At 34.8% G+C, this 12,315-nt stretch carries 10 protein-coding genes and 3 CRISPR repeat arrays; of the genes, 8 read left to right on the top strand and 2 right to left on the bottom strand.

Going from position 1 to position 12,315, the window contains the following annotated elements; genetic code table 11:
• Positions 1 to 351 precede the first annotated feature (351 nt).
• Genes cas6 through cas2 form a run of 8 tightly spaced genes read left to right on the top strand, consistent with a single transcriptional unit; the run spans position 352 to position 9,128 of the window.
• The gene (gene cas6 / locus EDD58_RS07980) at positions 352 to 1,044 is read left to right on the top strand and encodes a CRISPR-associated endoribonuclease Cas6 (RefSeq protein WP_131924329.1); all 693 of its coding nucleotides are present in this window, start codon (positions 352 to 354) and stop codon (positions 1,042 to 1,044) included.
• Positions 1,045 to 1,062: 18 nt separating this feature from the next.
• On the top strand, positions 1,063 to 2,958 hold the full coding sequence (locus EDD58_RS07975; RefSeq protein ID WP_131924328.1) for a hypothetical protein: 1,896 nt from the start codon (positions 1,063 to 1,065) through the stop codon (positions 2,956 to 2,958).
• Positions 2,958 to 3,905, top strand: coding sequence for a type I CRISPR-associated protein Cas7 (locus tag EDD58_RS07970; RefSeq protein WP_131924327.1), 948 nt, complete (start codon positions 2,958 to 2,960; stop codon positions 3,903 to 3,905). Before EDD58_RS07975 ends, EDD58_RS07970 begins: the two co-directional genes overlap by 1 nt.
• A gap of 13 nt (positions 3,906 to 3,918) precedes the next feature.
• On the top strand, positions 3,919 to 4,698 hold the full coding sequence (gene cas5b, locus EDD58_RS07965) for a type I-B CRISPR-associated protein Cas5b (RefSeq protein ID WP_243648675.1): 780 nt from the start codon (positions 3,919 to 3,921) through the stop codon (positions 4,696 to 4,698).
• A 52-nt stretch (positions 4,699 to 4,750) separates the two neighbouring features.
• On the top strand, positions 4,751 to 7,330 hold the full coding sequence (gene cas3 / locus EDD58_RS07960) for a CRISPR-associated helicase Cas3' (RefSeq protein ID WP_131924326.1): 2,580 nt from the start codon (positions 4,751 to 4,753) through the stop codon (positions 7,328 to 7,330).
• Positions 7,327 to 7,821, top strand: a complete 495-nt coding sequence (locus EDD58_RS07955; protein ID WP_131924325.1) for a CRISPR-associated protein Cas4 — start codon at positions 7,327 to 7,329, stop codon at positions 7,819 to 7,821. The genes cas3 and EDD58_RS07955 overlap by 4 nt, the downstream gene beginning before the upstream one ends.
• Before the next feature lie 12 nt (positions 7,822 to 7,833).
• The gene (cas1b, locus tag EDD58_RS07950) at positions 7,834 to 8,832 is read left to right on the top strand and encodes a type I-B CRISPR-associated endonuclease Cas1b (protein ID WP_131924324.1); all 999 of its coding nucleotides are present in this window, start codon (positions 7,834 to 7,836) and stop codon (positions 8,830 to 8,832) included.
• On the top strand, positions 8,832 to 9,128 hold the full coding sequence (cas2, locus tag EDD58_RS07945; RefSeq protein WP_131924323.1) for a CRISPR-associated endonuclease Cas2: 297 nt from the start codon (positions 8,832 to 8,834) through the stop codon (positions 9,126 to 9,128). The genes cas1b and cas2 overlap by 1 nt, the downstream gene beginning before the upstream one ends.
• 179 nt (positions 9,129 to 9,307) lie before the next feature.
• A CRISPR array of direct repeats spans positions 9,308 to 10,392; the repeat unit is 30 nt; unit sequence GTAGAACATCAACATGAGTTGTATTTAAAT.
• Between the two features lie 83 nt (positions 10,393 to 10,475).
• A CRISPR array of direct repeats spans positions 10,476 to 10,834; the repeat unit is 30 nt.
• A 158-nt stretch (positions 10,835 to 10,992) separates the two neighbouring features.
• Here cas2 and EDD58_RS15350 read toward each other — a convergent pair.
• A complete protein-coding gene (locus EDD58_RS15350; protein WP_424321660.1) occupies positions 10,993 to 11,109 on the bottom strand; it encodes a Fic family protein in 117 nt (38 codons plus the stop codon).
• 346 nt (positions 11,110 to 11,455) lie between these two features.
• A CRISPR array of direct repeats spans positions 11,456 to 11,768; the repeat unit is 30 nt.
• A 225-nt stretch (positions 11,769 to 11,993) separates the two neighbouring features.
• Entirely contained in the window at positions 11,994 to 12,110 is a 117-nt protein-coding gene (locus EDD58_RS15345; protein ID WP_424321659.1) for a Fic family protein, read from the bottom strand.
• Between the last annotated feature and the right edge of the window lie 205 nt (positions 12,111 to 12,315).

Genomic DNA, 12,315 nt, shown 5'->3' with positions numbered 1-12,315 from the left:
AACATTGAACTACGATTATCAAGACCACTGATAAATGAAGATTAAATGATTCCATATGGGTGGAAACTTTGAAGATGATAGAATGGTATTTCGATTCGTAGTGAAGAGCAGTACAAATAATTGAAGCATTTAAAGATATACATGTATTTATTTTAAGATTAAATCTATTGGAAAACGGAAACATATGATGTGAAGTTTACTCATCTTCTCAAATGTTATTTTCTAAATAATTAATATCAATAAATATATATGAACTTTTTTATAAGTATCATATGCAACCATTGAAACTAGGATAATGGTAATATATACTATCTGCTAGATGATTCATTTCTAAATGAGAGGAGGAATGTTATGAAATACTATGAGCTCGTTGTTACTGCTTTAATCAAAGATGATATTTTGATTAAAGGAGTTCAAGAATCAATTGGTCGATATTTAAATGAGTCCATGCTTTTAGATGAGGAATTGAAATCTTTGCATGAAAAAAGAACATTAAAAAACTACGTATTTTCAGGCTTCTATCCTATAGAAAAAACGAAGATTTACAAAGCCGGGAATATTTATGTTCTTCGGGTTAGAAGTCTTCAACAATCATTTCTGAAGAAATTAGAACGTTGTATGAAGATGAATAAGTTAGGTCGTATGCATGTGATTGCAGTAGAGCATAAGACATATGTAAATAAGATGATTGATAGTGTCTATACAGTGAACCCAGTGATTGTAACAGTAAACAATCGTCCGTGGATGCAAGATGATGATGTAGATTTATTTATGAGGCGACTGGAAGATAACGCGGAGAAAAAGTTGAAGGCATTACTTCATGAAGAAGTGAATCATTATCACTTTATTGAAGGGATTGAATTTACAAACCTGAATCCTGTTCCAACTTCATATAAAGGGATCACTCTGCTGGGACATAAGGTAAGAGTGAAAGTGAAGTCGGATAAAGACTCTCAAAAGCTAGCTCATGTTATCTTAGGAGCTGGATTAGGAGAGAAGGGATCATCAATCGGTAGCGGTTTTTGCTTAGCTAACTTTATTTGAAGAGGGGGGTGATGAAGATTGCTGAAAGATTTAATCCCACAATTTGCTGAAGTTGTAGAGCAATATCCACAGATCTTACAGGATAATTATTCGTTAAAAGAAGGTATTTATGTAAAAGTACCTTTTAAAGCTGTTTTTTCGGAAGATTCTATCGAAATGATGATCATTGATAAGAAAACAAACGAAGCTGAGTTGGATTCCAGATTGCTTTCATTTTTTAAACACAGGGACATGTTGAGTACAGTCCTTAACGATGACATGAATAAGAGTATTGATACACCTTCTAAAAAGATCCATAGTACCAATATGTTTACGTTCTTTGCGAAAAAAGATTATTTGTTTGGTAAAGAAGGGAAGGACGAACTTACCCCTGTACAAGCTCATTACTTTCATTTCTTAGATGAGAAATTACCGAATGTGACTCAACGATTGCAAGATTTATATCCGATGCGTGCTCGGAAGATAGATGAAAAGGCAGTTGAAGAAGAACAGAAAAATGCCTTTTTTCAAGAGCGATTTAGTGAATTGACCACTTATATTTCATCAGAAGAGCGACAAAAACGCTTAGAGATGATCCGGCAGTTTTGGAAAGAGAACTTTAATGAAGTGATGGAGTACATTCGAACGTTAGTCCATGAGAATAATGTTCAAAATTACATAAAAATCTTTTTCGACGTTGAACTTTCGTTGTATGAACAAGAATATGACATCTATGTACTTCCACGCATCTTTAATGTGAATACGTTCAATGAGTTGCTTTACGGTGAGATTGTAGGTCTTCCAGCATATGATATTAGTATGAACTCTAAAAAGCCGTTTTTTGAAATGAAAACACGTAAAACCCCTGTCCCAACACGGGTAACACTAGAAGAAGCGTTAATGATTAAAAACTTTTCTCAGTGGTTACTGCAAAAAGGAAAATTTCAAGAAATTACGATACCTTTTCATGAGCCATTTGGCCCAGGGACAAGTAGTGGCACGACAGCGAGAAGTGTCGCCAAGGGTGCGTATTATTTAACGTTAGATAAAAATGGAAGCATTGACGAGTTTGATCATGTTCCATTTAACCCCGATGAGTCTTGGGCACTGTCAGTGGATAACATTTTAGAAAGACAAGAGTATGTGGATAAAAAATATATCACGAAAGCATACGATGATATAAAAGGGAAAAGTAGCTTACGTACGGTCATTAATAAATTATTTTTCAATGGATATATGCCAAATAATTTATTAAGCAGAGATGCACCGAAACCGAAAGAAAACGTCTTTACTGTTGAGATGGTTTCGATCTACATGATGACGAGACAAGCGTTATTCGATTATCTCGTGAAAGACACGTCTCAAACGATTCAACCTTTTATTAAAAAGTATTCCTTGGACTTAATTGAAAACCAATTACTAAAAACGATTAAAGGCTTTGGATTTCAAAAAATCGCAGATGCTTATCAAGTTCGGTTAGCATTGTTGAAAGAAATGAATGATGAGGAGGGTATACAAATGGCAGAAGATTTAAAAGAGATCTACACAACGTTAAAAGCAAAACTGCAAACAAAAAATGACATGGTTGTATGCGACAGTGACGCAGAGTTTTTCTTTTTAGCTGGTCAGTTAGGTTCGTATTTGTTATCTCAATCCGTTGCTAACCAAGATAGTAAAAATTATGGGATTGCAGAGCCGATTATTAAATCGCGAAATGCCCGTATTCTTCAAAATAAGCTTATTGAACTATTTGATACATATAAACATGCTGTCCGTCTTAATCATATCGTGTTTAATAATGCGATGGCGATGGTCCAAGGATACGATATAAATGCAAAAATTGTTGAAAAAAATCGTAGTATGCTAATCGCTGGCTTATGTGCGAATAATTTATTTTATCAAAAACTGAAGCAAGAAGGGGAGGGGCAGAAGTAATGGCAAAAATGACGAAACGAGTATACGGGGTTGTTGGGATTGCATCATATATGGCGAACTGGAATGCTGACTTTACAGGGCGTCCGAAGACGATTGGAGATGGAACCATCTTCGGTAGTGATAAAGCGTTAAAATACTCAGTGAAAAACTTTTGGGACAAGCAAGGTGAAAAAGTTCTTTACTATAAATCTTACACAATTCCTGAAAAAGCAGATGGTAAGATTCAACCTAAAGACTTAACAGAGCGCTATGAGGAGATTTTTGGTGAAGTCGTTGTAGACAAAAATTCTTCTAAAGATGTGTTGGCGAATCTGTTTTCGGCGATTGATGTGATGAATTTTGGAGCAACATTTGCGGTAAAAAAACAAAATATTGGTTTAACAGGCGTTGTTCAAGTTGGACAAGGGATGAACAAGTATGAGTACACAGATGTACAAGTACAAGATATTTTATCTCCGTTCCGTAATTCAACGAAAGCAGATGCAGATGCTTCTTCTCTTGGAAAGAAAATTGTTAGTGATGAAGCTCATTATGTGTATCCATTTAGCGTCAATCCAAATCATTATGATGGGTACATGGATCTTATAGATGGCTTCGAAGGCTACACTGTTGAAGCATATGAAAAGTTGCGTGAAGGGTTGATGAAAGGTGCTACAGCCTTGAACACGAACAGTAAGTCAGGTGCTGAGAATGAGCTAGCCTTATTTGTAACTTGTAAAGAAGGAACAGACTTGTATTTACCACAGTTAGACCGTTATGTAAATGTGTATAAAAATCAGTCGAATAAGATCGTGTATGACTTTGAAGAATTGTCTACTTTCTTGCAATCGGTTAACTCTAGTATTGAACAGGTTGAATTGTTCTATAATCCATACAAAGTGGTTGTAGAAAATATAGGAGATTCATTTGAACAAAAACATCTTTATACGAATGAAACATTAGTGTAAGGATGTGGATAAAATGATAGAAGCATTGGCCTTCGAATTATCAGGAAAGAACGCTTTTTTTAAAAAGCCAGATGTGAATGCAAATGTGTATTTCACATATAATCATATTCCGAAAGTGGCTCTTCTCGGTCTATTGGGTGCGATAGTTGGTTACGGTGGTTATCATGAACAAAAACGCCATATCGAGAGACATGGTCCAACAGAAGAAAATAAATATCCAGAGTTTTATAGTAAACAACAACAGCTCCAGGTGAGTATTGTACCACATGGTGATCGAAGTTACTTTGCGAAAAAGATTCAAATATTTAATAACGCTGTTGGCTATGCAAGTGGTGAAGTAGGTAACAACTTAATAGTGAAAGAACAGTGGTTAGACAATCCACATTGGACAATCTATGTGTTAGACGATGGTACAGATGCTTATCAAGCATTGAAAGAACAAATGATCAATAGGAGAACAACATACATTCCTTATTTGGGGAAAAATGATCATCCCGCTGACATCCATCATGTTCGTATTGCTTCAATGAGAAAGCAACAAGAAGTGAAGCAAGTACATTCTTTATTTTCAGTGGGGGATTTGGAGCTTGGAGGCTTTCAACGTAAAAGCAAAAGTACTCATGGTCATGGTGAAAAAATGTACTATTATCGAGAACACTTGCCCTATGTCTTAGATGAGAAGTTAAATGGTTATGTGTTCAAAGAAATGATGTGTACGAATCGACAAGTGAAAACTGTAAAAAATGATGTGACCGTTTTTGAAGTTGAAGAACGTTCTATTATTTTTTATTAAATGGTGAGGGGGTGATTTTGCCCCTCATCATCATTGATCAGGGGGATGTCTTTTGGATATTGAACAACTATTAACACAACCAGAGAAAATATTAGCTCATATCGGAGGCGGAAAAGATGAAACATTAACAGAACACACGGATCTTGTGATGTCATTTGTACGTCAATTACAAGAAGAGAATGGTTTACAAGAGGTTGTCAAGAAGACGATTCATTCGTTGACTTTTAATGGAGAATATCTAACTTTAGAAGAATATAACACCATTGAAAAGTGGTTTTATGCAGCGATTTCTTTACATGACTTGGGGAAGATAAACCCGGCGTTTCAGAAAGTAAAGATGAAGCAGCCCTTAGATCTTGAAGGAGCGATGATGACGAAGCACTCATTATTATCATCTCTTCTTTATTTAAATGAGTTTGGTCATGAGATTGAAGAACAAGAGGATGAAGAGAAGCAAAGCTTTTTTGCCTATATCCTACTGGTTTTCTCATACCTCATTTCAAGACACCACACATATTTAAAGAATTTTAGTTTGAAAGATTATGCAAGTGACTTAGATTTACTTGTAAAGCGGTTACAAAAAAATGAAATGTATCTTCAATTTTACCGAGATAAAACAGTATATTATGACTACTTTGATCTAGAAGAATATACCGCGGAAGAAAACATAGACGATGAGAGTCATAATCACTATTCCTTCTATACTTTAACTCGTCTATTGTATTCAACACTTGTTGCTACGGACTTTTATGCAACATACACATACGATAAAAATGGTGAGCGACCCCGTTTTCGATATTTGCAGAGCGAGGATGTCACCATCTTACGAAAAACATACAACGATACGCAAGTGGTTCAAGGGATTGAAGCATATAAATGTAATCCGAATTTTTTTGAAAAAGTACCTATTAATCAATTGCGATCTGATCTGTATATCGAAGCAGAACGGCAAATCATCGAACATCAAAATGAGTCGTTATTTTATTTAGAAGCTCCAACCGGTGCTGGAAAAACAAATATGTCAATAAATCTAGCACTAACTTTATTAGAGCAACAGCCTAAGTTGAATAAAGTATTGTATATCTTTCCATTTAATACGCTCATTGAACAAACGAAGAAAGAACTTGATAAAATTTTTCCTCAAGAACTGCAACAGAAATACCCAATGGCTGTTGTGAATTCTGTAACACCCATTGTCCATGAAAAAGAGAAGCAGTTGGAAGAAGAGTATGTGGATGTTTCTGAAAAAACAGGACGGTCATTTTTTGATTACAAAGAAGAAGTATTATATCGTCAAATGTTACAGTATCCGATCACATTAACTTCTCATGTGAATTTTTTTAACTATTTATTCGGTGTGGGAAGGGAATCTAATCTTGCTTTTACTCATCTGTGCAATAGTGTTGTTATTATTGATGAAATTCAAGGCTATCGCAATGCTCGATGGATGGAAATGATTGAGTTTCTCACGAAATTTGCAGAATTACTAAATATGAAAATCATCATTATGTCTGCGACTCTACCTAAGCTAGATCGTTTGTTACCAGAAAAACGAAATGTAATTGAACTGCTACCGAATGCTAAAGATTATTTTGCTCATCCTTTATTCAAAGAGAGAGTCACTTTTCGGTATGATTTACTTACGAAAGATAAGATTACAGCGGAACTGCTTGTCGATGAAATCATTGCGAAAAGAAAAGAATTGGGTCCAAAGCGCATTTTAATTGAATGTATTCGATTAAAATCATCTGAAGAAGTATACCAATTGTTAAAAGAAAGATTAGGAGAAAAAGATATTCCAATGATCCGCTTGAATGGTAATCATCATGCACATTATCGTAAAAAAGTGATTGATGCCTTAGGAAAGAATGAAGATGGTACGTTTAAGCTGGATGATGTGATGATGATCACGACACAAGTGATTGAAGCAGGTGTCGATATTGACATGGACCTCGGCTTTAAAGATATTGCAACATTAGATAGTGAAGAACAGTTTGCAGGACGCATCAATCGCTCTTGTTTGCGTACAGATTGTTATGTTTATTTCTTTAATATGATTGATGCCAAACATGTTTATCGAGGAGATTTCCGTTTACCATTCAATGTGCTAGAAGAAAAGTATCGACTACACCTTGAAAACAAAGAATTCGATTGTTTTTATGAGTCTGTATTTGGCGAAGTGAAAAGGGATAAAAGACAACTTAACGAGAATCATATTGCAAAGTTCTATCAACAAGTGCATCAGCTGCAGTATGAAGAAGTAGCAGCACATATGAGGTTAATTGATGATCATAAATATAATGTCTTTCTCGCTTATGATACGGAACGAGAAGATGGAACGCCTCTCAGAGGGAGAGAAGTATGGCAACGGTTTGTTGACTTAACGTTAGACAGGAAGATGAGCTTTGCAGAACGACGTGTCAAATTATCGTTATTGTCGGAGGATATGAGCTATTTTCTTTTTTCAACCTACACAAAGCCAGTTATCCAAGACCAGGATGAAGAAAAGAGCATTGGTGAAATTTATTACATTGAACATGGTGAACATTTTGTAGAGGAAGATCCATTTACGGGGATGATGGTTTTTAACGAAGATAAGCTAAAGAAGCAAGGAGATGACTTGTTCTTATGAAGATTACTGGAACGGTCGTGAACTACTATATTCATTGTAAGCGGCAATGTTGGTTATTTGCAAATAAATTGAATCTAGAAGATAACAGTGAAGATGTGCGTATAGGGAAAATTTTGCATGAGTTAAAAAATGAAAATGCGAAACGAAGTGAAGTAGCGATTGAAAATATTAAAATTGACAAAATTACAGATGATTATTTAGTTGAAGTGAAAAAATCAGATTCGGATCTTGAAGCAGTGAGATGGCAAACTCTCTATTACTTGAAGGTGTTAAAAGATAAAGGCGTTGAGAGAAAAGGGAAAATTGAGTTTATCGAAAAGAAAAGGCAGAAGAATAAGATAGAATATGTAGAGCTGACAAAGGAGAAAGAGATTGAGCTAGAACAACTATTAGCTAAGATTCAAAGTTATATTGAAGGCAGTCAAATCGCCAAAGTATTAAACGAACCAAAGTGCCGAAAATGTGCTTACTACGAATACTGTTACATTTGAGGAGGTAGAACGATGAAGTCAGTTAGGTATTTAACGTCAATGGGGGAATTAAAACGAAAAGATCATTCATTAATTTTTCGAAATGATCGAGGTAATAATTACATACCGATTGAAGGAATAAAAGAGATTTATTGTTTAAATGAAGTGAGCATAAATACTAAGTTATTGAACTTGCTTTCTAAAGCAGGGATTATTATTCACTTTTTTAATTATCATCAACATTATTCAGGAACATTTTATCCAAAAGAAGGGCTAGTAAGTGGACGGCTGACGGTTAAGCAAGCAGAAGCATTTCAACAAATACGTCTACCGATTGCAAAGGCTATTGTGAAAGGAATCGCAAATAATATTTATTATGTTTTGTACCATTACTACACACATGGATCAAAAGAAATAAAGCCTTTTTTAGATTGGCTACGCAAAGATGTTCCGAACTGGATGGAGAAAGATATAACAATCCAGCAAATACTTTTTATTGAGGGAACTATTTGGAAGAAGTTTTATAATTCTTTCCAATATTTTTTACCAGAGAGTTTCCTGTTTAATAAGCGTGTGAGACAACTTCCAGATAATCCAATGAATGCTCTGATTTCATTTGGTAATTCAATATTGTATGCCAAAACGATTTCACAAATTTATCAAACACATTTAAATCAATCGATTAGTTTTTTGCATGAGCCATCAGATGGACGTTTTTCATTAAGTTTGGATTTATGCGAGGTGTTTAAACCGCTAATCGTATTTCGAACCATTTTTGAAAATATTAATAATAGGAAGTTACAAGTTGAAAAGCACTTTGATAAGCAATTGAATTATTGCCTATTAAATGATGCGGGAAGGAATATTTTTGTTAAGTCCTTGGAAGAAAGGTTGGATAAGGTATTTATGCATCCCAAGCTAAAAAGAAAAGTATCTTACCGTACAGCAATAAAGTTAGATGCATATAAGTTGATTAAATGCATCATGGAAGGCGAGTCCTTTCAGCCCTTTGATGATCGGGAGAAACAATAATGACAAAAACAAAGAAAATCAATGCAAATTATGCGTTTGTCCTATATGATGTTCACGAAAAACGTGTCCATAAAGTCTTTAAAGTTTGTAAAAAGTACTTGGTTCATTATCAAAACTCCGTTTTCCGCGGACCGATCACTCCATCGAATATCATGAAAATGAGAAAGGAAATAGAAGCCATCATTGATAAAGACTATGATTTTGTCTCTATTATAACAATGATAAACGAACATGCTTTTACAGAAATATCCTTAGGAACATCATTAAAGGAAGATGGAGAATCACTATTCTTATGATTTTTCTCCAACCTCAATCGGTATCAAAATAGGGTCCAAGCATTGATACAACACTACTTTCCCAAATTTCCCCCACCTGTCTCTAAAAAATAAAATCACTTGGAGAAAAATGCCCGTAACCCTTGATACACATGTCTATATGTAGTAAGTTTAAAATGATAAAGCATGTAGTGACTGGGGTAGAACATCAACATGAGTTGTATTTAAATAATGGTGCATTTAGCAGTTCACCATTCTTTGTTATGTAGAACATCAACATGAGTTGTATTTAAATTGGCTCTGGCATTCTCTTATATCTCGGGAAATCGCGTAGAACATCAACATGAGTTGTATTTAAATCAATGAAATCATGGACAATAAAAAAGACATGAAAGTGTAGAACATCAACATGAGTTGTATTTAAATCCTATTTTCAACTGGTAAGTATGTTCCTAGTATGTTGTAGAACATCAACATGAGTTGTATTTAAATGTTGGTATTTGGGTTACATCCATCGAATTCAGATAGTAGAACATCAACATGAGTTGTATTTAAATATTATTTTTATCGGCGCCTCACTGATCGTGCTTATGTAGAACATCAACATGAGTTGTATTTAAATTAAATTTCCCCTCTTGTCTCCCCAAATTGCTCACCAAGTAGAACATCAACATGAGTTGTATTTAAATAAGGTTGATTTTGTATTTGTGAATGTTCCACCTTCAGTAGAACAACAACATGAGTTGTATTTAAATTACTTGATCCGGTTCGCTCAACCGTGAACCCACAAACGTAGAACATCAACATGAGTTGTATTTAAATCCAAGCAAGCAGAAAAGGCGATCAAAGGATGACCTTGTAGAACAACAACATGAGTTGTATTTAAATTCAACGTCAGCGAATGGAGTCATATCTGCGTCAGTTGTAGAACAACAACATGAGTTGTATTTAAATCTCTTGGGATGTTTGCGATCTTTATAGTAATCTTTCGTAGAACAACAACATGAGTTGTATTTAAATCAACATGCCTTGATTTGTTAAATCAACAATATGAATCGTAGAACAACAACATGAGTTGTATTTAAATGGTTTTTGAGCGTTCCATTTCATCCAGTTGATCCGCTGTAGAACAACAACATGAGTTGTATTTAAATAATCGAAATTGGAAACAACCTCATCATCTCCATATGTAGAACAACAACATGAGTTGTATTTAAATTAACCCAGATCTTTCAAGAAGTTAAACTCTACAAACGTAGAACAACAACATGAGTTGTATTTAAATTATGTGCCCTCTCAGTTTCCAACTACAACTAGGAGTTGTATTTAAATAAGGTCCAATTGCTGAAACCACTGAAGCAAAAGCCGCGTAGAACAACAACATGAGTTGTATTTAAATAACACGCTGAGGCAGATGTCAGCGAGGGCATGATTGGTAGAACATCAACAGTAGTTGTATTTAAATGGATAACTCGATTTGACATGATATAACCACCTCGTGTAGAACATCAACAGTAGTTGTATTTAAATGGATAACTCGATTTGACATGATATAACCACCTCGTGTAGAACATCAACAGTAGTTGTATTTAAATGGGTGACACAGTTCGGATAAAGGTTTTAGGGGAAAGTAGAACATCAACAGTAGTTGTATTTAAATACAAAGAATTCGGTTTCTTCTCCTTTCACGAAACAAAGTAGAACAACAACATTAGATGTATTAAACTGGATTTTTGCAATATTTATTAAGCGCAAAAGACTATCCTATACCGGGTGGTCTTTATTCGTTTTATACATGGGGAATGGTCAACCCAGTAACACCATGTATTCTCCAATTACTTTTCCGATTTCTTCAGGACCAGTGTCTCCTTTGAATTGTTCTTCTTTAGCAAATTCCTTTAGGAGTTTTGAGATAATAGTTTTTCATTGGTAAGAAAATATCCAAGCACATTAAAGCTGTTCGTTTATTTCCATTGTAAAAGGGGTGTGTGTGATAAAGGATTGTACCAAAACTCCCGCCTTTTGTTCGAGTGTTGGATGAAATTCTTTTCCATAAATCACTTGCTTAGGACGGTAGATGACATCGATCAGGAGACATTACACCTGCTTAATCCTCATCTCCATGAAGCTCCATGATAAAATGATGGATTCTAAGCACTATACTTATAGTTTTTCTCCAACCTCGATCCATATCTAAATAGAGTCCAAGTATTGATATAACACTACTTTCTCAGATTTCCCCCATCAATTTCTAAAAAAGGACAATCACTTGGAGAAAAACGCCTCTAACCCTTGATACACATGTATATATGTAGTAAGTTTGAAATGAAAAGGTCTGTAGTGACCGGGGTAGAACAACAACATTAGATGTATTTAAATAAGAACCCTTTAGGGAAGTTGTGGAACTTCTGAGACGTAGAACAACAACATTAGATGTATTTAAATGAGATAGCAAATGGAACAAAGCCCACAAGATCCTACGTAGAACAACAACATTAGATGTATTTAAATCAACGATCACACTTTCTTTCTAGCTCGATCATCGAAGTAGAACAACAACATTAGATGTATTTAAATAGTTCGACAATGTTCCCCATTGCTTGATTGTGGGAAGTAGAACAACAACTTCTTGTAGAACAACAACATTAGATGTATTTAAATGCAACACGGAAACAACAAAAGAAAATTATCCAAGAAAGTAGAACAATAACATTAGATATATTAAACTGGATTTTTGCAATATTTATTAAACGCAAAAGACTATCCTATACCGGGTGGTCTTTATTCGTTTTATACATGGGGAATGGTCAACCCAGTAACACCATGTATTCTCCAATTACTTTTCCGATTTCTTCAGGACCAGTGTCTCCTTTGAATTGTTCTTCTTTAGCAAATTCCTTTGGGAGTTTTGAGATGATAGTTTTTCATCGGCAAGAAAATATCCAAGCACATTAAAGCTGTTCGTTTATTTCCATTGTAAAAGGGGTGTGTGTGATAAAGGATTGTACCAAAACTCCCGCCTTTTGTTCGAGTGTTGGATGAAATTCTTTTCCATAAATCACTTGCTTAGGAGGGTAGATGACATCGATCAGGAGACATTACACCTGCTTAATCCTCATCTCCATGAAGCTCCATGATAAAATGATGGATTCTAAGCACTATACTTATAGTTTTTCTCCAACCTCGATCCATTCTAAATAGAGTCCAA

The organism is Hazenella coriacea (assembly GCF_004341825.1).
Lineage (GTDB): Bacteria > Bacillota > Bacilli > Thermoactinomycetales > Thermoactinomycetaceae > Hazenella > Hazenella coriacea.
The sequence above is the reverse complement of the archived record's forward strand: the minus strand, read 5'-3'. Positions and strand labels throughout refer to the sequence as shown.

Excerpts from the sequence above, each read along its gene's own strand:
- EDD58_RS07970 (WP_131924327.1), top strand. The coding sequence starts at position 2,958 with ATGGCAAAAATGACGAAACGAGTATACGGGGTTGTTGGGATTGCATCA.
- cas6 (WP_131924329.1), top strand. The coding sequence starts at position 352 with ATGAAATACTATGAGCTCGTTGTTACTGCTTTAATCAAAGATGATATT.
- EDD58_RS07955 (WP_131924325.1), top strand. The coding sequence starts at position 7,327 with ATGAAGATTACTGGAACGGTCGTGAACTACTATATTCATTGTAAGCGG.
- cas2 (WP_131924323.1), top strand. The coding sequence starts at position 8,832 with ATGACAAAAACAAAGAAAATCAATGCAAATTATGCGTTTGTCCTATAT.
- cas1b (WP_131924324.1), top strand. The coding sequence starts at position 7,834 with ATGAAGTCAGTTAGGTATTTAACGTCAATGGGGGAATTAAAACGAAAA.
- cas5b (WP_243648675.1), top strand. The coding sequence starts at position 3,919 with ATGATAGAAGCATTGGCCTTCGAATTATCAGGAAAGAACGCTTTTTTT.